24 protein-coding genes and 1 tRNA gene are annotated in these 26301 nt (G+C 71.0%); 9 read left to right on the top strand and 16 right to left on the bottom strand.

Going from position 1 to position 26301, the window contains the following annotated elements; genetic code table 11:
* The first annotated feature begins 227 nt into the window (after positions 1–227).
* Entirely contained in the window at positions 228–1526 is a 1299-nt protein-coding gene (locus tag ACFVH5_RS28285) for a class I SAM-dependent methyltransferase (protein ID WP_385836589.1), read from the top strand.
* 105 nt (positions 1527–1631) lie between these two features.
* Here ACFVH5_RS28285 and ACFVH5_RS28290 read toward each other — a convergent pair whose 3' ends face one another.
* Positions 1632–4160, bottom strand: coding sequence for an ABC transporter permease (locus tag ACFVH5_RS28290; RefSeq protein WP_385836562.1), 2529 nt, complete (start codon positions 4158–4160; stop codon positions 1632–1634).
* A gap of 330 nt (positions 4161–4490) precedes the next feature.
* Positions 4491–5261 carry an ABC transporter ATP-binding protein gene (locus ACFVH5_RS28295; protein WP_107015649.1) on the bottom strand — a complete coding sequence of 257 codons (771 nt, stop codon included), beginning with the start codon at positions 5259–5261 and terminating at the stop codon, positions 4491–4493.
* A 446-nt stretch (positions 5262–5707) separates the two neighbouring features.
* Here ACFVH5_RS28295 and ACFVH5_RS28300 point away from each other — a divergent pair.
* From ACFVH5_RS28300 to ACFVH5_RS28310, 3 genes are all read left to right on the top strand, one after another.
* Positions 5708–5793, top strand: a tRNA-Leu gene (locus ACFVH5_RS28300).
* Between the two features lie 242 nt (positions 5794–6035).
* Positions 6036–7211, top strand: coding sequence for a 4-hydroxybenzoate 3-monooxygenase (locus tag ACFVH5_RS28305; protein WP_385836563.1), 1176 nt, complete (start codon positions 6036–6038; stop codon positions 7209–7211).
* A gap of 184 nt (positions 7212–7395) precedes the next feature.
* Positions 7396–8310: a Bax inhibitor-1/YccA family protein gene (locus ACFVH5_RS28310; RefSeq protein WP_385836564.1), complete on the top strand. Its 915-nt coding sequence runs from the start codon at positions 7396–7398 to the stop codon at positions 8308–8310.
* Between the two features lie 191 nt (positions 8311–8501).
* Here the strand turns inward: ACFVH5_RS28310 and ACFVH5_RS28315 are convergent, their stop codons facing one another.
* Positions 8502–8732 carry a DUF4287 domain-containing protein gene (locus ACFVH5_RS28315; protein WP_107015651.1) on the bottom strand — a complete coding sequence of 77 codons (231 nt, stop codon included), beginning with the start codon at positions 8730–8732 and terminating at the stop codon, positions 8502–8504.
* 104 nt (positions 8733–8836) lie between these two features.
* On the opposite strand from ACFVH5_RS28315, the gene ACFVH5_RS28320 reads away from it, so the two are divergent.
* Positions 8837–9148 (top strand): hypothetical protein, encoded by a 312-nt coding sequence (locus ACFVH5_RS28320; protein ID WP_079103859.1) that lies wholly within the window; start codon positions 8837–8839, stop codon positions 9146–9148.
* A gap of 53 nt (positions 9149–9201) precedes the next feature.
* Here ACFVH5_RS28320 and ACFVH5_RS28325 read toward each other — a convergent pair whose 3' ends face one another.
* The 3 genes from ACFVH5_RS28325 to ACFVH5_RS28335 all read right to left on the bottom strand — a co-directional run bounded on the left by ACFVH5_RS28325 (position 9202) and on the right by ACFVH5_RS28335 (position 12851).
* On the bottom strand, positions 9202–9993 hold the full coding sequence (locus tag ACFVH5_RS28325; RefSeq protein ID WP_385836565.1) for a hypothetical protein: 792 nt from the start codon (positions 9991–9993) through the stop codon (positions 9202–9204).
* Between the two features lie 283 nt (positions 9994–10276).
* A complete protein-coding gene (locus ACFVH5_RS28330) occupies positions 10277–11497 on the bottom strand; it encodes an acetyl-CoA C-acetyltransferase (RefSeq protein ID WP_107015654.1) in 1221 nt (406 codons plus the stop codon).
* Positions 11498–11834: 337 nt separating this feature from the next.
* The gene (locus tag ACFVH5_RS28335; protein ID WP_385836566.1) at positions 11835–12851 is read right to left on the bottom strand and encodes an SGNH/GDSL hydrolase family protein; all 1017 of its coding nucleotides are present in this window, start codon (positions 12849–12851) and stop codon (positions 11835–11837) included.
* A gap of 146 nt (positions 12852–12997) precedes the next feature.
* Here ACFVH5_RS28335 and ACFVH5_RS28340 point away from each other — a divergent pair, with 146 nt between their 5' ends.
* Positions 12998–14389, top strand: coding sequence for a cystathionine beta-synthase (locus tag ACFVH5_RS28340; protein ID WP_384810533.1), 1392 nt, complete (start codon positions 12998–13000; stop codon positions 14387–14389).
* Between the two features lie 444 nt (positions 14390–14833).
* Here ACFVH5_RS28340 and ACFVH5_RS28345 read toward each other — a convergent pair whose 3' ends face one another.
* The 5 genes from ACFVH5_RS28345 to ACFVH5_RS28365 form a co-directional block, all read right to left on the bottom strand.
* A complete protein-coding gene (locus ACFVH5_RS28345; protein WP_384810536.1) occupies positions 14834–15268 on the bottom strand; it encodes a hypothetical protein in 435 nt (144 codons plus the stop codon).
* Positions 15269–15360: 92 nt separating this feature from the next.
* Positions 15361–16293: an ABC transporter substrate-binding protein gene (locus tag ACFVH5_RS28350; protein ID WP_385836568.1), complete on the bottom strand. Its 933-nt coding sequence runs from the start codon at positions 16291–16293 to the stop codon at positions 15361–15363.
* A gap of 192 nt (positions 16294–16485) precedes the next feature.
* On the bottom strand, positions 16486–17148 hold the full coding sequence (locus ACFVH5_RS28355) for an ABC transporter permease (RefSeq protein WP_385836569.1): 663 nt from the start codon (positions 17146–17148) through the stop codon (positions 16486–16488).
* A gap of 1 nt (position 17149) precedes the next feature.
* Positions 17150–17791: an ABC transporter permease gene (locus ACFVH5_RS28360; protein ID WP_385836570.1), complete on the bottom strand. Its 642-nt coding sequence runs from the start codon at positions 17789–17791 to the stop codon at positions 17150–17152.
* Positions 17791–18882: an ABC transporter ATP-binding protein gene (locus ACFVH5_RS28365; protein WP_385836571.1), complete on the bottom strand. Its 1092-nt coding sequence runs from the start codon at positions 18880–18882 to the stop codon at positions 17791–17793. The genes ACFVH5_RS28360 and ACFVH5_RS28365 overlap by 1 nt, the downstream gene beginning before the upstream one ends.
* Before the next feature lie 117 nt (positions 18883–18999).
* Between ACFVH5_RS28365 and ACFVH5_RS28370 the strand changes: the two genes are divergently transcribed.
* The 3 genes from ACFVH5_RS28370 to ACFVH5_RS28380 all read left to right on the top strand — a co-directional run bounded on the left by ACFVH5_RS28370 (position 19000) and on the right by ACFVH5_RS28380 (position 22260).
* Positions 19000–20553 carry an aromatic amino acid ammonia-lyase gene (locus ACFVH5_RS28370; RefSeq protein ID WP_385836572.1) on the top strand — a complete coding sequence of 518 codons (1554 nt, stop codon included), beginning with the start codon at positions 19000–19002 and terminating at the stop codon, positions 20551–20553.
* On the top strand, positions 20550–21557 hold the full coding sequence (locus ACFVH5_RS28375; RefSeq protein ID WP_385836573.1) for a MurR/RpiR family transcriptional regulator: 1008 nt from the start codon (positions 20550–20552) through the stop codon (positions 21555–21557). Before ACFVH5_RS28370 ends, ACFVH5_RS28375 begins: the two co-directional genes overlap by 4 nt.
* A 115-nt stretch (positions 21558–21672) precedes the next feature.
* Positions 21673–22260, top strand: a complete 588-nt coding sequence (locus ACFVH5_RS28380) for a hypothetical protein (RefSeq protein WP_385836574.1) — start codon at positions 21673–21675, stop codon at positions 22258–22260.
* A gap of 4 nt (positions 22261–22264) precedes the next feature.
* On the opposite strand, the gene ACFVH5_RS28385 is transcribed toward ACFVH5_RS28380, so the two are convergent.
* The 5 genes from ACFVH5_RS28385 to ACFVH5_RS28405 form a co-directional block, all read right to left on the bottom strand.
* Positions 22265–22639 carry a hypothetical protein gene (locus ACFVH5_RS28385; RefSeq protein ID WP_107015660.1) on the bottom strand — a complete coding sequence of 125 codons (375 nt, stop codon included), beginning with the start codon at positions 22637–22639 and terminating at the stop codon, positions 22265–22267.
* Positions 22640–22714: 75 nt separating this feature from the next.
* The gene (locus ACFVH5_RS28390) at positions 22715–23200 is read right to left on the bottom strand and encodes a roadblock/LC7 domain-containing protein (RefSeq protein WP_384810554.1); all 486 of its coding nucleotides are present in this window, start codon (positions 23198–23200) and stop codon (positions 22715–22717) included.
* A gap of 38 nt (positions 23201–23238) precedes the next feature.
* On the bottom strand, positions 23239–24030 hold the full coding sequence (locus ACFVH5_RS28395; RefSeq protein WP_385836590.1) for a transcriptional regulator: 792 nt from the start codon (positions 24028–24030) through the stop codon (positions 23239–23241).
* 134 nt (positions 24031–24164) lie between these two features.
* Positions 24165–24563 carry a hypothetical protein gene (locus ACFVH5_RS28400; protein ID WP_210880812.1) on the bottom strand — a complete coding sequence of 133 codons (399 nt, stop codon included), beginning with the start codon at positions 24561–24563 and terminating at the stop codon, positions 24165–24167.
* 235 nt (positions 24564–24798) lie between these two features.
* A complete protein-coding gene (locus ACFVH5_RS28405) occupies positions 24799–26214 on the bottom strand; it encodes a diaminopimelate decarboxylase (RefSeq protein WP_385836575.1) in 1416 nt (471 codons plus the stop codon).
* Between the last annotated feature and the right edge of the window lie 87 nt (positions 26215–26301).

Genomic DNA, 26301 nt, shown 5'->3' on the forward strand with positions numbered 1-26301 from the left:
GAGGGACGGGCTGGAAAACCAGCCCGTCCGGCGCTTGAGGACGAGCGCGTCAGCGCGACGGGGGTCTGGGGGCGCAGCCCCCAGGGGCCCGGACACCACCCGGTTAGTACGTGGTGTCTGCATGTATTTTGCTCGAACATGACGCTTTCGCGGGACTGCGCTCCGGCCCCGTTGGTGTTTACGTGGTGTTGGAGTTTGTGGAATTCCTCGTCACGGAGGTGTGCGTCATGCAGGACGCGGCGCTTCGGCTCAAGGCGCTGATGGAACAGCTGCTGGGAGCCCCGCTCCCGGTGCGGATTCGTGCCTGGGACGGTTCGGAAGCGGGACCGCCGGGCACGCCCGTGCTCGTCGTACGGAACCGGCGGGCGCTGCGCCGACTCCTGTGGAAGCCGGGGGAATTGGGCCTGGCGAGGGCCTGGGTCGCCGGTGACCTCACGGTGGACGGCGACCTCTACGCCGTACTGGACGCGGTGGCCGAGATGGTCTGGGAGCGCGGGGAGGACGCCAGGACCCTGGCCCAGTCCCTGCGGGACCCCGACGTACGGTCCGCCGTGCGCGGGCTCGTCCGGATGGCGGGCTCGCCCCTGCCGCCCGCACCGCCCCGCGAGGAGGTGCGCAGACGGTCCCAGCTCTCCCATCTGCACACCAAGCGCAGCGACCGGCGGGCGATCAGCCACCACTACGACGTCGGCAACGACTTCTACGAGATCGTCCTCGGGCCGTCCATGGTCTACTCGTGCGCCTACTGGGAGACCCCGGACGGCACTCTGGAGGACGCCCAGCGCGACAAGCTCGGGCTCATCGCCCGCAAGCTGGAACTGAAGCCGGGCATGCGACTGCTCGACGTCGGCTGCGGCTGGGGCTCGATGGCCATCCACGCGGCCCGTGAGTACGGCGTGAGCGTCGTCGGCGTGACGCTCTCCCAGGAGCAGGCCGCGTACGCCCGTAAGCGCGTCGCGGAGGAGGGGCTCACCGACCGGGTCGAGATCCGCGTCCAGGACTACCGGGACGTCGTGGACGGGCCGTACGACGCCATTTCCTCCATCGGGATGGCCGAACACGTCGGCAGCGAACGCTATCTGGAGTACGCGCAGGATCTGTTCGCCCTCCTCAAGCCCGGCGGACGGCTGCTGAACCACCAGATCGGGCGCCGGCCGTGGCGCGACGAAGCGGCGTACGAGATCGACGAGTTCATCGACGCGTACGTCTTCCCCGACGGGGAGCTCGCGCCGATCGGCGAGACCGTGACCCAGCTGGAGGGTGCCGGGTTCGAGGTGCGTGACGTCGAGTCGATCCGGGAGCACTACGCGCTCACCCTGCGCCACTGGGTGGCCAACCTGGAGGCGGACTGGCCGCGGGCCGTCAAGCTCACCAGCCCCGGCCGGGCCCGCGTCTGGCGCCTCTACATGGCCGCCTCGGCGCTCGCCTTCGAACGCAACCGCATCGGCGTCAACCAGGTGCTGGCGGTACGGACGCCGGGCTCCGGCGCGTCGGGCATGCCGCTGCGGGCGCGTACCTGGAACTGAGCGGTCCGTTCATGCCGGTGGGCCCCGTTCCATGGTGTCGGAACGGGGCCCACCCGCGTCGCGTGGCGCATCGTGCGGTGCGTCGTGCGGTGTGCCGCGCGGTGACTATTCGGCCTTGATCGCCGACAGCATGTTCAGGCGGGCCGCCCGCCGGGCCGGCCAGAGCGCGGCCAGGACGCCGACCACGGCGGCGAGGAGCAGGAAGACCGCCATCCGGTCCCAGGGCAGCACCAGCTCGTACGTCGGCATCTTGGCGCCCGCCAGTTCACCGGCGGCCCAGCCGAAGAACACGCCCAGGCCCACGCCGAGCACTCCGCCGAAGAGGGAGATGACCAGGGACTCCAGACGGACCATCCGCTTGATGCCCTTGCGGTCGAGGCCGATCGCGCGGAGCATGCCGATCTCCTGCGAACGCTCGAAGACGGACATCGCCAGGGTGTTGATCACGCCGAGGACGGCGACGAGGACGGCCATCGCGAGCAGGCCGTAGAGCATGTTCAGCATCAGCGTGAACATCTGCGCGATCTCGTTGGAGACGTCCTGCTTGTCCTGGACCTTGACGGCCGGGTTGTTGCCGAGCGCCTTCTCCAGCTTGTCCTTGGTCGCGTCGGACGTGCCGCCGGAGGTCTTCAGCATGACCTGCGCGTCGCCGGGGTTCGCCTGGTTCGGGGCGAGGGTCGCGATGTCGACCATGATGCCCCGGATCATCTGGTTGCCCTCGTAGACACCGGCGACCGTCAGCTGCTGCTTCTTGCCGTCCTCGTACGAGACCGAGAACGTCGAACCGGCCTTCCAGCCGTGGTCCTTCGCCGTGTCGTCGTCCACGACCGCCTGGGTCCTGCTGACCTTGAAGGAGCCGTTGTCGACCTTCAGATCGGTCAGGTCGCCGATCGCGGAGCCCTTCACACCGGTCACGTACTCGGTGTCGCCGTCGACGCGCGCGGGCGCGTTGCGCAGGGCGCTGATGGTGGTGACGCCGTCGGTCCTCGCGAGCTTCTTCTCGACGTCCGGCGAGAGGTCGTTGAAGTTCGCCATCGAGACCACGTAGTCCGCCTTCAGCGCGGACGTGGCCATCTTGTCGATGCCCTTCTGCAGGCTGCCCGCCATCACCGTCATACCGGTGATGAGGGTCAGCCCGATCATCAGGGCCGAGGCGGTGGCGGCGGTGCGGCGCGGGTTGCGTACGGAGTTCTGGCGGGCCAGCTTGCCCGAGACGCCGAAGATCCGCAGGACCGGGGCCGCGCCCGCGATCAGCGGGCGGGAGAGGAGCGGCGTGAGGATGAAGACACCGATGATCAGCAGCACCGCGCCCAGGCCCATCGGGGCCTGGCCGTCCGTGCCGTTCATCGTCGTGGCGTACAGGACGACGGTGACGCCCGCCGCCGCGACCAGGGCGCCGAGGGTGTTGCGCAGCACCAGCGACTTGGTGGTCGCCGTGGCGTGCACGCTGCTCATCGCCGCGACCGGCGGGATCCGCGCGGCGCGGCGGCCCGGCAGCCAGGCGGCCAGCATCGTGATCAGGATGCCGACGGCGAACGACGTACCGATCGTCCCCGGGGTGATGACCAGGGGTCCGGCCGGGACCGTGGCGTCCAGCAGGCCCATGAGACCACGCAGGCCCGCGCCGATGCCGATACCGGCCAGCAGGCCCGTGACGGCGGCGACCGTGCCGACCAGGAAGGCTTCGAGGAGCACCGAGCGCGTGACCTGCTTGCGGGAGGCGCCCACCGCGCGCAGCAGCGCCAGTTCCTTGGTGCGCTGGGCGACCAGCATGGTGAAGGTGTTGGCGATGATGAACGTGCCGACGAACAGCGCGATGCCGGCGAAGACCAGCAGGCCCGTCTTGAGGCCGCTCATCTCGGCCGCGATCATCTCGGCCTGGTCGTCGGCGAGCTTCTGGCCCGTCGTGGTGGAGGTGAGGTCCTGCGGGAGGACCTTTTCGAGGCTCGCCTGAAGCGCGGCCTGGCTGGTGCCCGGGGCCGCCTTCACGTCGATCTCGCCGTACGCGCCGGTCTTGTGGAAGAGCTGCTGCGCGGTGGCCGTGTCGAAGAGGGCGAGGCTGCCGCCGGCGGCGACGTTGCCGTCGTCCGTGGTGAAGATCGCGGTGACGGTGGGGGTGAGGACCGGGCCGTCCACCGAGAGCCGTACGGTGTCGCCGACCTTGTAGCCGGCGCGCTTCGCCGTCTCGGCGTCGATGGCCACCTCGTCCTTGCCGGACGGGGCCTTGCCGCTCTTCAGGGGGTAGCGGGGGTCCTTGTCGCCCCAGTAGTTGCCGCCCTGCGACTGGAAGCCGCCGCCGATGAGCTTGCCGTCCTTGTCGGCGATGGCGGTGAAGCCGGTGACCACGCCTATCGCGGACGCGGCGCCGGGGGCCTCGGCGGCCTTGTCCAGCAGCGCCTGGGACAGCTCCGGCTCCTTGCCGAGGTCGTCGCTCCCGTCGTCCGGGTAGTCCGGCTCGACGGCCACGTCGACCTGGTCGAAGCCCTTCGCCGAACTCTTCTGGTACGCGTCCGAGATGGTGTTGGTGAAGACCAGGGTGCCGGAGACGAACGCCACGCCCAGCATCACGGCGAGCACGGTCATCAGGAGCCTGGCCTTGTGCGCTAGCACGTTGCGCAGGGCGGTACGGAGCATGTCTTCTCAGTCCAGGTGGGATGGATGGGCGGGCGGTGTTGGCTGCCGGCCGGGTTGGCGTGTCGGGTGCGGGCCGGTGGGCCCTGTTGCGCAGTTCCCCGCGCCCCTGGAAGTAGCGGGCTGGGGCGGTGTGTCGGGTGCGGGCCGGTGGGGGCTTGTCGCGCAGTTCCCCGCGCCCCTAAAGGCAAGAGATTGCGCCGTTCCCCGCGCCCCTCAACGCAGGCCGGTGGGGCGGGCCCCTTCAGGGGCGCGGGGAACTGCGCGGCCCGCCCCCACCGGCGCGCGGGTGAACGACGACCTCAGGCACGGGGTCTACAGGGGGCGCCCCAGTCAACTGGTGCGGCCCTTCGCGTCGAAGCGCTTCATCCGGTCCAGCACCGCGTCAGCCGTGGGCGCGTGCACCTCGTCCACCACACGCCCGTCGGCGAGGAAGATCACCCGGTCCGCGTACGCCGCCGCCACCGGGTCATGGGTGACCATCACGACCGTCTGCCCCAGCTCCCGCACGGAGTTGCGCAGGAAGCCCAGTACCTCCGCACCCGCGCGCGAGTCCAGGTTCCCGGTCGGCTCGTCGCCGAAGATGATGTCCGGGCGGGACGCCAGCGCACGCGCCACCGCCACCCGCTGCTGCTGCCCGCCGGACAGTTCGGACGGGCGGTGCGAGAGCCGGTCGGCCAGACCGATCATCTCGATCACCTTGTGCAGCCACTCCTTGTCCGGCTTGCGGCCGGCGATGTCCATCGGGAGCGTGATGTTCTCCAGCGCGGTCAGGGTCGGCAGCAGGTTGAACGCCTGGAAGATGAAGCCGATCTTGTCCCGGCGCAACTTCGTCAGCTGCTTGTCCTTGAGGGAGCCCAGTTCGGTCTCACCGATGCGGACCGAGCCGGAGGAGAAACTGTCCAGCCCCGCCACGCAGTGCATCAGCGTGGACTTGCCGGAGCCGGAGGGACCCATGATCGCGGTGAACTCGGCCTGCCGGAAGTCGACGGAGACCCGGTCCAGAGCGACCACCTGGGTCTCCCCCTGTCCGTAGACCTTCGACAGTTCCGTGGCGCGGGCGGCCACCGCGGTGGACCGTTCGGCGAGGGGAGTGGTGGTCACGGAAGGGTGCTCCTTGTCGGTACGACGACGAGTGGACGACCGTTCCATCGTCGGCGCCGACGGCCGCCATGTAGTCACCCCCTGTTCCGGTTCCGAGGGGGGCCTGGGGACGGACCCCGGGGCCCCGGGTCATACCTGGGGATGACACCCGCCCCCGAGACGGACGCGAGAGGGACGTGGGACGAACCCGGGAGCGGGCCGGGAGCGACGCGGGAGCAAAATGGCGACGGTTCGTCAGGTTCCGCTCGTTCGGGCGGTGAAATCACGTCATTCCCCGGGCGGCGTCCCGCGTAGGTCGAAAGGCACGTGGCATGTGCGGATGGCGCATACCGTGGGCTGATGCACCCTCAGACGCCAATAAAATAAGACAACATCGGGTCGCCCCACCGCTGTTCGGGGGATCTGTCCCGATAGGCTCGGGACACTCGAAGCGGAGTCCATGGCCTGCCCGGATGGTGGAATGCAGACACGGCGAGCTTAAACCTCGCTGCCCTTAACGGGCGTACCGGTTCAAGTCCGGTTCCGGGCACCACCGACACTTTCACCCTTCCTCGCCCTTCCCCGCCCTTCTCGGCGTATTCCGGCGAAGGGTGCATCCTTCATTGAAGACTTCACCACTCGACCGTTGACAGCGGGTTGCGCCCGTCGGAGACTCACGTGAACGATAGTGGTGAATAAAACTTCACCCAGCGAACAATGGCTCACGATGGCGGGCGGCGGCGCACTACGCTGACGGCGCTCACGGGAGTCGTCGGAGCGCGAAGGGGCGTGTCGATGCGTACCACCGTCGGGATCATCGGGGCCGGACCGGCCGGCCTGCTGCTGGCGAGGCTGCTGCACAACGCGGGGATCGACTCCGTGGTACTGGAGAGCCGCGACCGCGGTTACGTGGAGCAGCGCCAGCGCGCCGGAATCCTGGAGCAGGGAACGGTGGACGTGCTGCGGGCCGCGGGCGCCGGCGCCCGTATGGACCGTGAGGGGCTGCGCCACGACGGCATCGAGCTGCGGTTCGCGCGCAGGCGCCACCGGATCGACTTCCCCGCACTCACCGGCGGCCGGTCCGTGATGGTCTACGCCCAGACCGAGGTGTGCAAGGACCTCATCGCGCTGCAGCTCAAGGAGGGCGGCCCGCTGCTCTTCGAGGCGGAGGCGCTGGCCGTGGAGGGGGCCGGCACCGACAGCCCCCGGGTGCGCTTCCGGCACGAGGGGCGTGAGGACGTCCTCGAGTGCGCGTACGTCGTCGGGTGCGACGGCTTCTGGGGCGTGGCCCGCAAGGCGATCCCCGAGGAGCTCACCCAGGTCTTCGAGCGGACGTACCCCTTCGGGTGGCTGGGGATCCTCGCCGACGTGCCCCCGTCGCACGACGAGCTCGTCTACGCCCGGCACGACCGCGGTTTCGCCCTGCTCTCCATGCGCTCGCCCGTCGTCTCCCGGCTCTACCTCCAGGTGCCGGAGGGCACGGACGCCGAGTCGTGGAGCGACGAGGAGATCTGGGACGAGCTGGAGCGCCGCTTCGAGACGGACGACGACTGGCGGCTGGCGCGGGGGCCCGTCACCGCCAAGTCCGTCACCCCCATGCGCAGCCATGTCCATGAACCGATGCGCCACGGGCGGCTCTTCCTGGCCGGGGACGCCGCCCACATCGTGCCGCCGACCGGCGCCAAGGGCCTGAACCTCGCTGTCGGTGACGTGGTGACCTTCGCGCGGGCGCTGGCCCACCGCGAGGAGACCGGATCGGACGCACTGCTCGACGCCTATTCGCAGACCTGCCTGCGGCGGGTGTGGCAGGCCGAGCGGTTCTCGTACGAGATGACGACGCTGCTGCACCGCCCGCCCGGGGCGACGCCCTTCGAGGACCGGATCCAGCTGGCCCGGCTGGAACGGCTCGCCTCCGCGCGCGCCGCCGAGCAGGACCTCGCCGAGGGCTACACGGGCTTCGCCCTGGAGTGAACGGCCACCGGCGGGGGAACCGGATCAGTACGCACCGGCGTTATAGGGGTGCGGGGAATGCCGGGGTGAGACCCGGTGTTCCCGGTCACAAGAGGGGAAAGATCCTCTCAGGCACTGGATGCATTCTTTTGCCTACCCATTACTCTTGAGCCAAGGCCGCGCAAGGTGGCCATGGAGGAGTGAAATGAGGAGCAGCAACCCGGTCTTCTCGCGACGGGGGTTCAGCCGCGACAACGGCTACGCGGGCTTCAACGCGGCGCCGCAGGCCGGGGGCCCCGCTGTCGGTACGCAGGGGAACCCGTACGCACAGGGTGCCCCCGGCGCCTCGCAGAGCGGCAACCCGTACGCGCAGAATCCTTACGCTCAGAACCCGTACGCACAGCAGGACCTGCAGCACGGCGCACCGCCGCAGGCCCCGCCCGCCGCCGGCCGCATGACGATGGACGACGTCGTCGCGCGGACGGCCCTGACTCTCGGTACCGTCACCGTCGGTGCCGTTCTCGCCTGGGTCCTGCTGCCGGTCACGTCGACCAGCTTCGGCCTGGCCATCGGCTCGGCGCTCATCGCGATGGTCTTCGCGCTGGTCCAGGCCTTCAAGCGCAAGGCCTCACCCCCGCTGATCCTGGCGTACGCCGCGTTCGAGGGCGTGTTCCTCGGCGTGATCAGCGAGATGTACAACAGCCGGTGGTCCGGCGCGCCCTTCCAGGCGGTGCTCGGCACGCTGGCCGTGTCCGGCGCCACCCTGCTGATCTACAAGGCGGGCTGGATCCGCGTCACCGCGAGGTACGCGCGCATCGGTATGGCCATCGCGATCGCCTTCGTGCTGGTCATGGCGGTCAACCTGCTGCTGGTCGTCTTCGGTGTCGCCGACGACGGCGGGCTGCGCAGCATGGGCCCGCTCGGCGCGATCGTCGGCATCCTGGCGATCGTCCTGGGTGCGTTCTTCCTGACGCTCGACTTCAAGCAGATCGAGGACGGTATCGCCTACGGCGCGCCGCGTGACGAGTCCTGGCTCGCCGCGTTCGGTCTGACCATGAGTCTCGTCTGGATCTACCTGGAGATGCTGCGGCTGGTCGCGATCTTCAGCGGCAACGACTAGCTCTTCGCAGTGACGGGGAGCACGGCGGCACGGTGACGATCTGCGGGTCGTGTGTGGCCGGGCGCGCAGTTCCCCGCGCCCCTTGAGGGACGACCCGCGTCCCTTGTCCTGAGGACACGACGAAGGGCCCCGCGAACCTCGGTTCGCGGGGCCCTTCGTTCTTTTTCGGTGCCGGAGCAGCGAGGGCGCGCTCAGCGCAGGTTGCGCGCGGCCCTCCTCAGGTCGTACTCGTGGATGATCGCCTTGGCGTGGCCGTACGCGAGGTCGTGCTCGGCACGCAGCCAGCTGACCTTCTCCTCGAAGCGGTGGAGTGCGGGGCCTTCGTCGACGGTGCGCAGCCAGTCGGAGATCTCACGACCGGTGCAGTGGGGGATGCGGGCGAGCAGATTGCGATGGGTCTCCGCGGAGAAGACTTGGGACATCGGCGCCTCCGGACGCAAAGGGGATGTAAGCCGGTCCTTCACGCCACCGTGCCTGAGGGTTCGGTCGTTGGCAACAGTCCGGTTGCGACGCGTAGTCTCGCGACGTGCTTGATACGACGCCGCTGACCCGTGCCGTGGACCACTTCGCCGACCGGCTGCGGGCCGCGCCGCAGAGCCGGCTGCAACGGGGGGCCGCCGCCGAGGCGCTGGGCCTGGCCAGGGAGTTGGCGCTGCGCGCCCAGCGGCTCGAGGACCCCGGGCAGGCTCCCCGAGAGATGCCGGACGCGGGCATGTTCGCGTCGGCGGACCAGATCACGGTGGCCGTGCACGACCTCGCGCTCGTCCTGAGGACCGAGGCGGAACTGGCGGAGGCGCTGGTGCTCGTGGAGGAGGCACAGAAGAGGGCGGGTGTCTGACGCGGCGGACGGGCGTCCGGCGCGAGCGATGGTGCGGAGGGCCGCACGCAGGGTTACAGCGACGCTATGACGCGGTCCGCGAGCACGTAGACGTTCTCCTGGCCGCACTCGAAGGTGAGCGCGTAGGCGCCCGAGACGCCCGAGCCGCCGAGCAGGACCGGCGGGTGACCGGTGCGCAGGGACTCCGCGAGGCGTTCGGCGGTCTCACGGTGGCCCGGCGTCATGCAGAGGGTGGTGCCGTCGGCGAAGACGTACACGTCGAGCGTGCCGAGGGGGCCGGGGCGGACGTCCGCCAGCTCCGTACGGGAGTCGGCCAGTTCCTCGAGGCAGGACACCGTGCGTTCGTGGTCGTTCACCATCGGCGACTGGACCGGGACGAAGTCCGGGTGCGAGGGGTGGCGGCGGCGGGCCGCGGCCAGCTCGGCGGAGTCGCCGGAGAACTCGTCGGCGTCGGCGGCCGGTTCGGTCACCGGCTCCAGGTGTTCGAGGCCGATGAAGTCCGACTGGCGCGGCAGGAACAGCTCGCTGTCGGGCAGGCCCAGCAGCGTCGGCGCGTCACCTGCGTCACGGGCCTCCTGGGCGGCCCAGAAGGCGCGCGCCTCGGCGAGCTCACGCTCGCGCTCCTCGGCGAGGGCCTCGGCCACGGCGGCGCGTATCTCCTCCGCGTCGGCGGCTCCCCGGGCGGCCGGTACGAGGCCGCTGAGGGCCGCGGAGCGGCTTCTGGCGAGTTCGGTGTGCAGGGCCGCCACCTGCTGGCGCAGGGCCAGCAGGGTGCGCAGAACGGCGACGCCCACGGCCGTGGTGGTGGCTGTGGCGAGCAGCAGAGCGAGAAACGTGGTGCTCACTGACGTACTCCCGGTTCAAAGTCGACCCCCGACTTCCTACATCAGCTTGAAGGGTGGACTAACCAGCTGTCAGTGCACAACGTCACGAAAGGGACAGGACTTTAGCCCTGACGTTTACTTGCGGACCAGCCCTGAGCTGCATAAATCCCTCCCCGAAGGGAGTTAGGTCACATCCTGGGGGAGATTCGATCACAAAACGACCCAGAGTCCCGGCGGGTGCGGGATCCGGGGTCGTTTCGTTCACCCTGCGTTCAACTGCGGTTACCGCGAGCGTGCTTGCGCGTCAGCTCAGGCGCTCGATGACCATCGCCATGCCCTGGCCGCCGCCCACGCACATCGTCTCCAGGCCGAACTGCTTGTCGTGGAACTGGAGGGAATTGATGAGCGTGCCGGTGATACGGGCGCCGGTCATGCCGAAGGGGTGGCCGACCGCGATCGCGCCGCCGTTCACGTTCAGCTTCTCCAGCGGGATCTCCAGGTCGCGGTACGACGGGATCACCTGGGCGGCGAACGCCTCGTTGATCTCGAACAGGTCGATGTCGTCGACGGTCAGGCCGGCGCGGGAGAGGGCCTGCTTCGACGCCTCCACCGGGCCGAGGCCCATGATCTCGGGGGAGAGGCCGGTGACGCCGGTCGAGACGATCCGGGCCAGCGGGGTCAGGCCCAGCTCGCGGGCCTTCGTGTCCGACATGATCACGAGGGCGGCGGCGCCGTCGTTCAGCGGGCAGCAGTTGGCCGCCGTGACCAGGCCGTCGGGGCGGAAGACGGGCTTGAGACCCGCGACGCCGTCCAGCGTGACGCCGGCGCGGGGGCCGTCGTCCTTGCTCACGACCGTGCCGTCAGGGGTGGTCACCGGGGTGATCTCGCGCTCCCAGAAGCCGTTCTTGATGGCTTCCTCGGCGAGGTTCTGCGAGCGGACACCGAACTCGTCCATGTCCTGGCGGGTGACGCCCTTGATCCGGGCGAGGTTCTCCGCGGTCTGGCCCATCGCGATGTACGCGTCCGGGACGAGGCCGTCCTCGCGCGGGTCGTGCCAGGACGCGCCCTCGCTCGCGGCGACCTCGGCGGTGCGGGCCTCCGCGTCCGCGAAGAGCGGGTTGTGGGTGTCCGGGAGGCTGTCGGAGTTGCCCTTCGTGAAGCGCGACACCAGCTCGACGCCCGCCGAGATGAAGACGTCGCCCTCGCCCGCCTTGATGGCGTGCAGGGCCATGCGGGTCGTCTGGAGCGAGGAGGAACAGTAACGGGTGATCGTGCAGCCGGGGAGGTGGTCCATGCCCATCTGCACGGCCACGATGCGGCCGAGGTTGTTGCCCTGCTCGCCGCCGGGGAGGCCGCAGCCGAGCATCAGGTCCTCGATGTCCTTCGGATCGAGCTCCGGGACCTTCGCGAGGGCCGCCTGGATGATGGTGGCGGTGAGGTCGTCGGGGCGCAGGTCCTTGAGGGAGCCCTTGAATGCGCGGCCGATGGGGGAGCGGGCGGTCGAGACGATCACGGCTTCGGGCATCTACGGCTCCATTGGCGTCGCGGGGGGATGGGCGGACCTGGTTGGGAAGCTACCCGTCCGTACGGGTGAGGTCACGGGTGTCACGGTGTGACTCCGGCCGCACTTTCCAAGCGCTTGCTTTTTCCTCGCTGCCCGTCCCAGCCCCGGGGGGCTGCGCCCCCGGACCCCCGGATTCGGCTGCGGGTCCGGTGGGGGCGGGCCGCGCAGTTCCCCGCGCCCCTGAAGAGCGGGGCTGCGCCCCGGCCCTTCGTCGCGGGGGCGGCGACCCCAGGCACCCCAGGGGCGCGGGGAACTGCGCAACGGGGGTTCGGGGGCGGAGCCCCCGAGGCGGTGAGGGTCAGGGGGACGTCGGGGCCGGGTCGGACGCCGGGACGCGTCGGCGGCGGCGGCGCTTGAGGAGCGCCCAGGGACCGCGCGGCCCCGTCGGCATGGCCGCGGCCACCTCCGTACCCGGCTCCGACGCCGCCTCCGCGGCCGCCCGCGCCACGGGAAGGAACCCCTCCCGGCGGGACACGTCAGGACGTTCCTCCTCCGCCGGCCACAGCCCCAGCGCCGCGCACACCGTCGGCAGCACGGCCATCGCCGCCGTCGCGTACCCCTCCGCCGAGGGGTGGTAGCTGTCGGGTCCGAACAGCTCGCGCGGATTCTCCGCGAACTCCGGTCCGAGCAGGTCGCCCAGCGACACCGTCCGCCCGCCCTGCTCGACCGTGCCGATCGTCTGCGCCGCCGCCAGCTGACGCGAGGCCCGCCGTGCGAACCACCGCAGCGGCCGGTGGACCGGCTCGATCGTGCCCAGGTCGGGACAGGTGCCGACGATCACCTCCGCACCGGCCGTACGCAGTCGGCGTACCGCGGCCGACAGGTGACGGACCGACCGGGTCGCCGGCATCCGGTGCGTCACGTCGTTCGCGCCGACCATGATCACGCACACCTCGGGCAGCCCGTCCGGATCCGAGAGGACCAGCCGGACCTGGCGGTCCAGGTCGTCGGACTGGGCGCCGGGCAGGGCCACGTTCCGCAGTCGCACCGGCCGTTCCGCCACCGCCGCGAGGCCGGACGCCAGCAGTGCGCCCGGTGTCTGCCGGGCCCGGTGCACTCCCTGCCCCGCGGCGGTCGAGTCACCGAGCATCGTCAGGCGCAGCGGTTCCTCCCCGCCGGCGTACGCGTACCCGTACAGGCCGTCCGCGCTCGGTGGGTGCGGACTGCGCCCGTGCCCCACCTGCCGTTTCGCCAGCTGCACCTCGGCCAGCACCACTCCGACCGTCGCCGCGCCCAGCAGCCCGATCCCGCCGCCGCCGTACGCCGCGCCCGCCGCGATCCGCCGTGCCACCCTCGCCCTCGACAAGCTCGACATGCGAAGCCGCCACCTCCTCTTAGCCGTACACCCACTCCTTGCCCCGTACAGACCGTCGGTCAATCTCAACGCGGTGTGAACGCCCAGGAGGGGCTTAGGCTGACGGAACCATCCCGACCATTTCTTTTTCAGCTCCGGAGACAACGGTGCAATTCCACGACTCGATGATCAGTCTCGTCGGCAACACCCCGCTGGTGAGGCTCAACAGCGTGACCGCCGGCATCCAGGCGACCGTCCTCGCGAAGGTCGAGTACTTCAACCCCGGCGGCTCCGTGAAGGACCGCATCGCCCTGCGCATGATCGAGGCCGCGGAGAAGAGCGGCGCGCTGCAGCCGGGCGGCACGATCGTCGAGCCGACCAGCGGCAACACGGGTGTGGGCCTTGCCATCGTGGCCCAGACGAAGGGCTACAAGTGCATCTTCGTGTGCCCCGACAAGGTGAGCACCGACAAGATCAACGTGCTGCGCGCGTACGGGGCCGAGGTCGTCGTCTGCCCGACCGCGGTCGACCCCGAGCACCCCGACTCGTACTACAACGTCTCCGACCGGCTGGTGCGGGAGACGCCCGGAGCCTGGAAGCCCGACCAGTACTCGAACGCCGACAATCCCGCCTCGCACTATCACTCCACCGGCCCTGAGCTGTGGACGCAGACGGAGGGGCGGATCACCCACTTCGTCACGGGCGTGGGCACCGGCGGCACCATCTCCGGCACCGGCCGCTATCTGAAGGACGCCAGCGACGGCAAGGTCCAGGTCGTCGGCGCCGACCCGGAGGGGTCGGTCTACTCCGGCGGCTCCGGGCGCCCGTATCTCGTCGAGGGTGTCGGCGAGGACTTCTGGCCGACCGCGTACGACCGGACCGTCGCCGACGAGATCGTCGCCGTGTCCGACAAGGACTCCTTCCAGATGACCCGGCGCCTCGCCAAGGAGGAGGGCCTGCTCGTCGGCGGCTCCTGCGGCATGGCCGTCGTGGCCGCGCTGCGGGTGGCTGAAAGGCTCGGCCCCGACGATGTCGTGGTCGTCCTGCTGCCGGACAGCGGGCGCGGCTACCTCAGCAAGATCTTCAACGACGAGTGGATGGCCGACTACGGCTTCCTGGAGGACGAGGGTCCCAGCGCCCGCGTCGCCGACGTCCTCAGCGACAAGGTGCACGGGGCGATCCCGCAGCTCGTCCACATGCACCCCGACGAGACGGTCGGCGAGGCGATCGAGGTGCTGCGCGAGTACGGCGTCTCGCAGATGCCGATCGTGAAGCCGGGCGCCGGACACCCGGACGTGATGGCCGCCGAGGTCGTGGGCTCCGTCGTCGAACGGGAACTGCTCGACGCGCTGTTCACCCAGCGGGCCTCCCTCACCGACCCGCTGGAGAAGCACATGTCGGCGCCGCTGCCGCAGGTCGGCTCCGGCGAGCCGGTGGGCGACCTGATGACCGTGCTCGGCGCGGCCGACGCCGCGATCGTCCTGGTGGAGGGCAAGCCCACCGGGGTCGTCAGCCGGCAGGACCTGCTGTCTTTCCTCGCCAAGGGTGGCCGGCAGTAGAACCTCCGGTGAACCGCGCACGCGGGAGCGGGACTTCCGGTGTGAGCGGTCACGGCGGAACTTCGTGGAAGTGGTACGAGCGCGTCACGTCCACGCAGCACTCGCTTAACACGGGTACGGCACATTGGTGGATGTCGGCAAGGGCGGGAGCGGCTCCCCGCCCCGGCCGGCACCAAAACGGCGCCAAGGACCTCCGGAGCGGCTCCCGGACCTCCATGGACGCCACGGACGCGCAGCTCGGCCCTGACCCGGCTCGCGTCCCTCGCGGGGACCGCCGTCGTCCCGCCCCCCGGCAACGGGGGTGCGGCGGCCCCCGCGCAAGCTTCACGAAGGGCCCGGTACCTGTTCAGGTACCGGGCCCTTCGGCGTTCCCCTGCCCCTCTGCTGCTCGTGCTGCTCGTGTCGCGCTGTTCCCCGTGTCGTCCCTCTCCCCGTGTCCGTCCGTCACCCGTCCCAGTCCGAGTCCGCCTTGGCCCTGCGCCGCCCGAAGAAATTCGGTGAGAAGCGCGCGGCCTGGACCACGTTGACGCCGACGATGCCCGCCCAGGCGACCAGTAGGCCGGGCAGATGGGCGACGCCGCCGCCGATGGCGGACAGGGGGACCGCGAGGACGAGGGAGACGATCCCGAATCCGAAGCGCTCGCCCCAGGAGTCCGAGGACCCCTGCGGGGAACGCGCGTCCCGGGCCACCACCATCTGCTGTTCCGCGAGCTGGCGACGCACCCGGCGGTCGACCGCGCCGTCCAGGCGCTGTTCGACCTTCTCCAGGAACGAGTCGACCAGCGCGGACTCGTATTCGGCGCCCAGTTCCTTGCGTGCGTGCAAGGTGGCGTCGAGTTCCTTCTTGAGTTCGGCGTCGCGGGCTTCCATTCCGGTCATGCGTTCCACGGTAGGGAGCCGGCGCCGGCTTGGCACGGGGGTTAGCCCCCCTGTCCGCGCTGGGCCCGCCCCCACCGTCCCCGCCACCGGCTCTAGTCGGTCAGCCCCTTGTCCTTCGCGTACGCGTTCGCCACGTCCTCCGGGTCCTTCTTGTCCTTGTCGACCTTGCGGTTCAGCTCGGTCAGATCGGCCGTGGTGAGGACGTTGCCGAGTTCGGCCAGGGCCTTGCGGACCGTCGAGTCGGCCCTGCGGTCGGCGACCAGGGGGACGATGTGCTGACCGGGGATCAGGTTCTCCGGGTCCGTGAGGACGACCCAGTCGTTGGCCACGATGTCGGTGTCGGTGGTGAAGAGGTTCGCCACGTCCACGTCGCCCTTCTTCAGGGCGCCCTTCACCAGCGGTCCCGAGGAGTCCAGGGACTTGAACTCCTTGAACTCGACCCCGTAGCGGCTCTTCAGGCCCACCACGCCCACTTCGCGCTTCTTCACCTCGGGCGCGGCGCCGATGACGAGCTTGCCGTTCTGCTTCTTCAGGTCGGCGAGGGAGGACAGGCCGTACGTGTCGGCGGTCTCCCGGGTGACGACGAACGCGTCCGAGTCCTCGGCCCTGCCGTACGGCAGCACCTGGAGCCCGGCGGGCAGGGCCGTCGCGAGGGCGTTCTGCATCTCGCCCTCCTCCGTGGCCCTGGATTTGGGGGAGAGGTAGTGCAGGAGGGCGCCCTGGTACTCGGGGAGCAGGTCGATGTCGCCGCCCTTGAGCGCGGGGATGAGGATCTCGCGGGTGCCGAGGTTCGGGCGGACCTTCGTCTTCACACCGGCGGCCTCCAGCACGGCCGCGTAGAGGTAGCCGAGCACCTGGTTCTCGGTGAAGTTGGCGGTCCCGATGGTGATCCCGTCCTTGCTGGACCCGCCCCCACCGCCACCACCCCCGTCACCGTCGAGGGACGTGATCCCACTGCCACAGGCGGCAAGAACGGGAACGGATGCGGCGGCGAAAAGCCCACCGAGAAGGGTGCGTCGGTTCATGGGGAAGCTCCTAGAGGCATGGGTTGCCCTTGAGGTTTTGGTCTTTGGGGGCGCGGGGAACTGCGCAACGGGGGCGAGGGGGCGGAGCCCCCAGCCCTTCAGGGGCGCGGGGAACGGCGCGACCAGCCACGACGGACCCGCAGATCCAGTACGACGGCCGGCGGCAGCCAAAAGGCAGCCAGAGGCAACGCCCTACGCAGGCCGGTGCCGGAACAACAACCGCTGCACCCCACTCAGCGCGAGATCGAGCACGACGGCCACAAGGGCGACAAGAACGGCCCCACCCAGCACCTGCACAAGATCCCGCTGGGCGAGCCCGTCGAACACGTACCGCCCCAGCCCCCCGAACGACACGTACGCAGCGATCGTCGCCGTGGCCACCACCTGGATCAGTGCCAGCCGCAGCCCCGTCATGATCAGCGGCAGCGCGAGCGGCAGCTCGACCTGGAAGAGGACCTGGTGCCAGCGCATCCCCTGCCCCCGCGCCGCGTCCTTCACGTCCGGATCGACGGCCGTCATCCCCGCGTACGTGTTGGTCACGATCGACGGCACCGCGAGCGCGACCAGCGCCACGTACACCGGCCACATCGACAGCCCGCTGGCGAGGAAGACGAGCACGACCAGGCCGACGGTCGGCAGGGCGCGCCCGAAGGACGCGAGGTTGATGGCGAGGAACGCGCCCCGGCCGGTGTGGCCGATCAGCAGGCCCAGCGGCAGCGCGATCGCGGTCGCCACGAGGGTGGCGAGCAGCGAGTACTGCAGGTGTTCGGCGAGGCGGTGACCGATGCCGTCGGGCCCGGTCCACTGTTCGCTGCCGACCAGCCAGTCGCCGAGGTTCTTGAAGAGTTCGTACATGTCAGGCTCGCCGCCTCTTCCACGGGGTGAGTACGTACTGGAGGGCGACCAGCAGGGCGTCCGCGACCAGCGCCAGCAGGAGTGTCAGGACGACCCCCACGATCACCGGGGTCGGGAAGTTGCGCTGGAAGCCGTCCGTGAAGAGCTGGCCCAGACCGCCGTCGCCGATGTACGTGGCGACGGAGACCAGCGAGATCGACATGACCGTGGCGATCCGGACGCCCGCCATGATCACCGGGAGCGCGAGGGGGAGTTCGACGGTCAGCAGGGCGCGCAGGGGGCGCGTACCCATGGCCTTCGCGGCCTCCTTCGTCTTCGCGGGGACCGAGTCGAGGCCCTCGACCGTGTTCCGGAGGAGGACGACGAGGGTGTAGATCGTCAGTCCGACGACCGTGGTGGTGCGGGTCAGTCCCGAGACCGGCAGGAGCAGGACGAAGACCGCGATCGACGGGATCGTGAAGAGGACGTTCGACAGGCCCAGGAGCACCCCGCGCAGGGGGCGGATCCGGTGGGCGACCACGGCCAGCGGCAGGGAGATCAGCAGGCCGAGGAGGACGGCGGACAGGGCCGCCTGCAGATGGGAGAGCGTGAGGGTGGTGAGGTCGTCGGTGTGGTCGCCGATCCACGACCAGTCGATGGTCATCAGGCCACCCGGGCTTCCGCGTGGGCCTGGCCCGCGTGCCGGTGGATCTCGTCGCGCGAGGTCACGCCGGTGAGGGTGCCGTCGGCGTCGACCCGGGCCACGAGTCCGGCCGGGGAGGCGATGGACTCGTTGAGGGCGGCGAGCAGGGAGTCCGTGTCGCGCAGGGGGCGTACGGGGAGTTCGGTGGTCCCGCTGTCGCCCTGCTCGTCGCCGGCCTTGGTGGGCGCGGGGCGCCAGTGCAGGGGTTTGCGGGCGCCGTCCAGGACCAGTTCCCAGGTGCCGCCCTCGGGGGCGGGGGCCTGCGGGATGCCCTTGAGCGAGGTCAGGGACAGCAGTTTCAGGCCGCGTTCGGCGCCCAGGAAGTCCGCGACGAAGTCGTCCGCCGGGCGGGCCAGCAGTTCGGCCGGGGTGGCGCACTGGACGAGATGGCCGCCGGTGCGGAACACGGCGATCCGGTCGCCGAGCCGAACGGCCTCGTCGATGTCGTGCGTGACGAAGACGATCGTCTTGTTCAGCTCCTTCTGGAGCCGCAGCAGCTCGTCCTGGAGCTGGGTGCGCACGACCGGGTCGACCGCGCCGAACGGCTCGTCCATCAGGAGCACCGGCGGGTCGGCCGCGAGCGCGCGGGCCACGCCGACGCGCTGCTGCTGGCCGCCGGAGAGCTGGTGCGGGTAGCGCTTGCCGGCCTCGGCGGTCAGGCCGACCGTCTCCAGGAGTTCCGCGGCCCGTGACCGTGCCTTGCGGCGGCCCCAGCCGAGGAGGAGCGGCACGGTCGCGATGTTGTCGAGGACCGTGCGGTGCGGGAAGAGCCCCGACTGCTGGATGACGTACCCGATGGAGCGGCGGAGGTCGGCGGCGTCCTGTTCCAGCACGTCACGGCCGCCGACCCGGATGGTGCCCGAGGTGGGGTCGACCATCCGGTTGATCATTCGCAGGGTGGTCGTCTTGCCGCAACCGGAAGACCCCACGAGGACGGTCACGCCCCCTTCCGGCATCTCCAGGGAGAGGTCGTGGACCGCGGTGGTGCCATTCGGGAAACGCTTGTGGACCGCGTCGAACTGGATCATGAGGTGTCCCTTGCCCGGCTGCATATAGTCATGCAGAGTTCTCTCTACTTGAATAGCTTGTCAACGGTGTGGTGTTGATCGCTGGTTTCTTGTGATCGACAGGCAAGACCGAATGCCCGGTTTGAGGGGAGTTTGCGCTCTATGTCGTCTCGGGATGTGGACACGCCGAGTGCGGGGACGTACGGCCTCGTGGTGCTGGACGGTTACAGCACAGGTGTCGCCGACGTCGTACGCCTCGCCGACGGGTCCGCGCGGCCCGTCCCCGGCACCGACGCGATGAAGCGTGTCGAGGAGTCCTGGGACGCGGCCCGGCGCATCGCCGCCACCGGCCGCGTGTACGGCCGCTCCACCGGAGTCGGCGCGAACCGGAACGAGGACGTGCCCACCGAGGCCGCCGCCGAACACGGTCTGCGCCTGCTGCGCAGCCACGCGGGGGCCATCGGGGCCGAGCTGCCCGCCCGCGAGGTCCGGGCGATGCTCGCCGTGCGGGCCAACCAGCTCCTCGCGGGCGGCGCCGGCCTGCGCCCCACCGTCGTCACCGCGCTGTGCGAGGCGCTGGAGAGCGGCGCGTATCCCGTCGTGAACGAGTTCGGCTCGGTGGGCACCGGCGACATCGCGGCCCTGGCCCAGGTGGGCCTCGCGCTGGCGGGGGAGCATCCCTGGCGCGGCGGGGAGGGAGCCGGCCTGTCGGCGCGGGCGGGCGCCGTCGAGCAGGCGCGCGCGCCCGAACCGCAGCCGCTCGACAACAACGACGCCCTCGCGCTCATCAGCAGCAACGCCCTCACCCTCGGCCAGGCGGCGCTCGCCCTGCACGAACTGCGCGGGCTCATCGGGGCCACCCAGGTCGTCGCCGCGCTCTCGCTGGTCGCGGTGGACGGCTCGTACGAGGCCTACGCGGCGCCCGTCCACGCCGCCCGGCCGCACCGCGGATCGACCGAAGTGGCCCGCCGGATGCGGGAGATGATCGGCGCCCCCGACCGGCCGACCCCGCCGCTCGGACGCATCCAGGACCCGTACGGCTTCCGGTGCGTGCCCCAGATCCACGGCCCCGCGCACGACGCGGCCGACGCGCTGGAGGAGGTCCTCGCCGTCGAGATCAACGCGGCCGCCGAGAACCCGCTGATCTGCGCCGAGGACATGGCCGCCTACCACCACGGCGGCTTCTACCAGGCCCAGCTCGCCCTCTCCCTGGACCACTTCAGACTCTCCCTCACTCAGGTCGCCCGCCTGTCGACCTCACGCCTGTCGACCCTCAACGAACCCTCCTACACCCGGCTGCGCCCCTTCCTCGCCGACCACGAGCCCGCCTCCTCCGGCGTGATGATCCTGGAGTACGCCGCCGGGGCCGCCCTCGGTGACCTGCGGGCCTTCTCCGCGCCCGCCTCGCTCGGCCACGCTGTACTCTCCCGGGGCGTCGAGGAACAGGCGAGTTTCGCCTCGCTCGCCGCTCGCCAGACCCTGCGCGCGTGCAGTGCGTACCGTCTCGTGGTCGGCTGCGAACTCGTGGCCGCCGTCCGGGCGTTGCGTCAGCGCGGCCTGCGTCCCGACCCGGAGCTGCCGGTGGGCAGGGCGCTGGAGATCGCCGAGTCGGTGCTCGACGCGGACGCGACCGACCGGCCGCTCACGGACGACGTGACGGCGGCGGCAGCGCTGCTCGACCGGTTCACGGACATCTGGAGTGGGGGCACGGCATGAGCGTGGACGGGGACACGAGCGTGAAGAGGGGCATGGACAGGGACATGGAAACGGGCCCGGACAGCGGTGAGACGAGCGAGGCGAGCGGCGCCGGCGATGCGGGTGGCGCGAGGGCGGACGACCGGAGCGCGGGCGGGGGCAGCGGCGGGGACGGCGGAGGCGCGGGCGTGACCGACGCTCCCGCCGGGCGGCTGCAGGCCCTCTTCGAGGGGCACCGGCTGACGCCCACCCAGCGGCGCATCGCGCACAGCATGGTCCGCCGGGCCGCCGACGTGCCGTTCCTGTCGAGCGTGGAACTGGCCGAACTCGCCGGGGTCAGCCAGCCCTCCGTCACCCGCTTCGCCGTCGCCCTCGGCTTCGACGGCTACCCGGCGCTGCGTAAACACCTGCGGGAGGTCGCACCGGCCGAACCCGCCCCCGACACCGGCTCGTACAACGAGTACCAGCAGGCCGTCGAGGCCGAGATCGAGAACCTCCGCCATCTCGCCTCCGTACTGGCCGACCCGCGTCCCGTCGAACGGGCCGGCCGGCTCCTCGCCGCCTCCCGCCCGCTGCCGGTGCTCGGGCTGCGGGCCGCCGCGTCCCAGGCGTACGGCTTCGCGTACTTCGCGGCCAAGGTCCACCCGGACGTCCGGCTGCTGCACGAGGGCGGCACGATGGTCCACGACCGCATCGACGCGGCCGTCCGGGCCGGGGCCAGCACCCTGCTGTGCTTCGCGCTGCCCCGCCACCCGCGCGAGGTCGTCGACACCCTCGCCCACGCGAAGGAGGCCGGGCTGACCGTCGTCACCGTCGCGGACTCCGCGTTCGCGCCGGTCGCCAAGGTGTCCGACCTGCTGCTGCCCGCCGCCGTCGGAACGGGTCTCGCCTTCGACACGGCCTGCGCGCCGATGCTGCTCGGCCGGGTCCTGCTGGAGGCGATGTGCGACGGACTGCCGGACGCCCAGGCGCGCCTGGAGGAGTTCGACGCGCGCGCCGCGGCGCGGGGCCTGTTCGTCGAGTAGCGGCACCCCGGAGACGGAGTGCCGGCGACCGGCCGGAATTCTGGGCTCTCTCAGATGTGTCTCACGTTCGGCCGCTAACCTGCCCGCCACATACAGGCGTCTGGTGAGGAGGCGGATGGTGGCGCGCGGAGGGCAGGGACTTGCTCGGGTGGCCGTCGTCGTACGGGCCGGAGCGGCACCGCTGGGCTGGCTCGGGATCGTCGCGGCGGGAGTGGGCGTACTGGTGCCCGGAGTGACGGGACGGCGGATCGGGGTGCTGGCGGGAGCCGCGCTCTTCCTGATCACGGCGGTCGCCGTCCTGCTGACGCGCCGGAAACGGTACGCGGCACTCGCCCGCGGCGCCGACCGGGCGAGCAAGCACGATGTGCTGCAGGACCGGGCGGTGTCCGTACGGAACTGGCGCCGGGGGCACCGCTGGTGGGTGCTCCTCGCCTTCGCCGCGGCACTCGGCTCCGCGTTCGCCGTGCCGGCCGCCGGCGGGATGCTGCTCGCCGGCGCCGGAGTGGGCCTTCGTCTCAAGGCGGCCCGGATCGGCCGGCTCGAACGGGCGGCCGAGTCGCTCCTGTGGGTACGGGTCGACTGGCTCGGCCGCGGTGCGGGCGTTCCGGCGGGCAGGCGCGTCAAGGGCTACCGGGCCACCGGGATCGCCGCGGGCGACGCCGCGCCCGGTGGGGCGCGGCGTCGGGCCGGGGTACTGGTCTGATCCCTCAGACCTCCAGGTCGCTCTCGATCTTCTTCAACTGGTGCCTGGCCATGGCCAGGTTGGCGCGTTTGGCGTCGAGCACCAGGTAGAGGAAGAGTCCGTTGCCGCCGCGGCCCTTGATCAGCCGGATCAGGTGGTACTGGTCGGACAGCGTGATCAGGATGTCCTCGATCTCGCCCTTCAGACCCAGGTGCTCCATGGTGCGGATCTTGGCGCGGACGACGTCGGTGTTCCCGGCCGCGGCGACCGTGAGGTCGAAGCTCTTGCTGCCGCCGATCGTGCCCAGCGCCATACCGGTGGTGTAGTCGACGAGAGCGGCTCCGGTCGCGCCCTCGATGGAGGCCAGGGTCTCTTTCAACGCGGTCTCGGTGTTGGTCATGGTGATGCGGTCCTTTCGGTTCGGTTCAGTTCGTGTTGGTTCGGATCGGTCCGGGCCGGCTCGGTGCGGCCGGGTTCAACGGCTCTCACCGGTCGGCCCGGGGATCGTCCGCGCGGTGCGCGCGGTTCTGGTGCGGGGCGTGAGGGCGGCCTTCGGCGTGGGCCGTGCCGCCGGGGCCGGCTGGGCCTCGACGGCGGCCTCGACGAGTTCGCCGATCCGGGTGCCGGAGCGGCGCCCTTCGAGGTGCAGCCGGCCGACGTTCGTCCGGTCGCCCGCCAGCAGCGTCAGTACGGCGGAGGGTCCCGCCGCGTAGGTCGCCACATAGCCGTGCTCGCCGCGCAGCAGAAGTTCGCGGAAGTCGCCCCGGCCGGTCGCGTCCGCCACGCGGAGGGCGACCCCCAGTGCGGCGGCGGTGAGGGCGGCCAGCCCCTCCGGCTCCACGCCCGGAGTGTCCTGGGCCAGTACCAGGCCGTCGACGCTGGCCGCGAGCGCGCCCGTCAGCTGGGGCACCCGGGCCCGTAACCGGTGCAGTTCGTCGAGGACTTCGGCCTCCGCCGCCATCAGTTGTCTCCTCTCGGCACGCTGTCGGAGCGCGCGGATCACAAGGCCTCCAATGCGTCTCTGAGCCGGCGCAGCAGGGCCACGTCGGGATCCGCCGACGCCTGCGCGGCCTGCGCCGCCTGGGCGGTCGCAGTGGAGACGGGGGACATGGGGGACACGGGGGGTGCGGCGGTATCCGGTGCCCGGCACTCGACCGTCCGCGCGCGGGTCGTCACGATCCCGGCCGCCGCCAGCCGGCGGACGTCGACCAGCGTGTGGAATCCCGGCCTGCCGAGGACCCGTGAGATGTCCGAGACCGTGCGCGCCCCGTCGACCTGGTCGAGAACCGTGCGCTGACGCGGCGGAAGGACCACGTCGACGGCACGGGCGGTCCGGACGAGTTCCGCGGTGTCCGTGTCCGGATCCGGCCAGATGCGGTGCAGCAGCGCGCGGCGCCGCAGCGTCTCGCGCTCCACCGCGTCCACGGTCACCGGCCGTACGGGGCCTATCCAGTGCGCGACCCCGTACCTGAACCGCGCCGGGCCGCTGCTCGCGCCGAGCGTGAAGAACGCGGCGTCGTACAGCGCCCCCAGGTGGCACAGCTCCAGGGCGCCCGCGGCCAGCCGCCCGCTGTCCACCAGGAACCGTCCGACGCGGCGTTCGGCGCCCGCCTCCGAGACCGCCTCCCACCAGCCGTCGGAACCCAGTGCCCCGCGGCTGGTGAGCAGGATGTCCAGCCCGGGGGTCGCGGGGCTCTCGGCGTGCACCACCTGGCCCTCGACCAGGTACAGCACTCCGCGGTCCCGTGTCAGTACGCCGGTGGCGCGCTCCTCCGCGAGCCGGCTGAGCATGGGACTGAGCACGGGCGGGACACCGGCCGGCCGGTCCGCGCCGTCCAGGTCGACGGCCGGGTCGACAGGTGGGCCGACGGGTGGGTCGGGGTCGGGTCTGTCCAGTCCCGGCAGGGGGCCTGCTTCCATCGTGGTCACCCCACCACCAGCCGTTCCGCCATCTCGCCGAGGCGTATTCGGGCCAGGGCGAGATTGCCGTCCGAACGCCCCAGCCACAGATGCAGGAACACACTGCTGTCGAAGGTCGTCCGGACGAAACGCAGGACGTGATAGCTGTCCCTGTTGCTGACGATGAGGTCCTCCACCGGCGGCTGCCCGCCGGACCAGTCGGCTCCTTCCTCGGGTGCGAACGCCTTGTGCTCCGCGGCGAGGCGGGCGAGTTCCGCCGCCTCGGCCGCGGTGGCCTCGTGATCCCCGTTCGGTGAGTCCCCGACCGTGCCCAGAGCCAGTCCGCTGGTCCAGTCGACCACCGAGGCTCCCCGGGCTCCGGGCAGCCTCATGGCCTCCAGCAGGCACTCGTCGATTCCGGGCACGGTGCTTCCCTCCCGCCCGTCGGTTCAGCTGAGTGACGCAGAAGCTACGCAACGTGTGCGTGACGAGTGAGAGATAGTGCATTTTCCTGTGGAACATGCCAGTTGCTGGCTAGTGTGGGTCGATTGCCCTGAAGATAATCAGACCTTCCGGCTTCGCCTGGTTCGTAGGTTCATTCCGGTCACGCCTGGTTCGAGTCCCGCCTGGTTCGAGCCGGTCCCGCCCGCGCCGTACGGGTCAGGCCGGGGGCTCGCCCGTCAACGCGTCCGCGTGCGCTCCTCCCGACTCCGCCACGAGTTCGTCGATCGTCTGCGCCGTGCGGACCGTCACGAACCGCACCCCGCCCGCCCCGTCAGGACCGAAGCCGTGCACGGCGGGCCGCGCGAGCGAGTTGTACCCGTAGTGGTGCGCGAAGTAGTACGCCCCCGTGTCCAGCGCGGCCGCGTAGTCGCCCTGTTCGAGCAGCGGCATCGACCGGCCCTCCGCCAGCAGGTCGCCCGCGAAACAGGCCGGCCCCGCCACGTCCTGCACCACCTCGGGCCCCGTCTTCGGCCGCCCCTCGGCGTCGTACGCGGCCACCCGCAGCGGCCAGGACTCGGGCGCGTACACCGTGCGCGCCGCCACCTGGACCCCCGCGTGCGTCACCGCGATGGCCCGGCCGCCCGCCGACTTCGCGTACTCGACGCGTGCCAGCACCACGCCGTGCTTGGCGAGCAGCGACCGCCCGAACTCGGTGACCAGTCCGTACCGTCCGTCGAACAGCCCCGGCACGGTCGACGCGAGGAGCCGTGCGTACTCCTCGTACGTCGGGGCGTGGACGTCCGAGCCGAAGTTCACCGGCAGCCCGCCGCCGATGTCGAGCGTGTCGACCTGCCGCCGCCCGGTCCGCCCGTTGATCTCCTCCGCGAGCCCGTACGCCTCTGCCACCCCGCGGGCCATCAGCTCCAGCGGCATCCCCTGCGAACCCGAGTGCGTGTGCAGCCGGGTCAGCCACGGCCGGTCCAGGTACGCCCGCACGACCCACTCGCGCGCGCCCTCGTCCCGCAGCGCCACACCGAACTTCGAGGTCGCCGTCGCCGTGGACAACGCCCCGATCGAACCCCCGCCGACCTGCGGGTTCACCCGCAGCCCCAGCGGCGAGCGGGTCGACGCCGACCCGACCAGCGCGTCGATCCGCGCCAGCTCCTGGGGGTTGTCCGCGTTGACCGCGATGCCCAGCGCCAGTGCCTCCCGCAGCTCCGAGGGGGTCTTCGCGGGCGAGTCGAGGACCGTACGGGACGGGGGCACCCCGGCCGCGCGGGCGAGGGCCAGTTCGCCCGGACTCGCGACCTCCATGCCGATGCCCTCCCGGTGCAGCAGGCGCAGCACGGGGACGAGCGGGGTCGCCTTCACCGCGAACGCGTGCAGCACGGGCGTACCCGGTGCGGTCACCGCGTCGAAGGCCGCCCGCAGGGCCATGACGGAGGACGTGATTCCGGTGGTGTCGAGGAGTGCGACGAGGGGGACGGAGGGGCTCACGAGCCCTTGCTCCAAGGCGGCGCGAACGGCCTCGTGGCGCCGCACGGCCCCCTCCGACGGTCCACCGGCCGGGTCCGGGCCGGTGTTCGTTTCCGTATCACTGTCCGCGTCCCCTGAACCTGTGTATGCAGCCATACATCCAGCCAAACACCCGTACGGCGCCCGTGCTGGCCCGCGAGGGTATTGACTAGTTCTATTCAGAAGTTCAGGATGTGAATATCT

This window comes from Streptomyces sp. NPDC127119 (genome assembly GCF_042677425.1).
GTDB lineage: Bacteria > Actinomycetota > Actinomycetes > Streptomycetales > Streptomycetaceae > Streptomyces.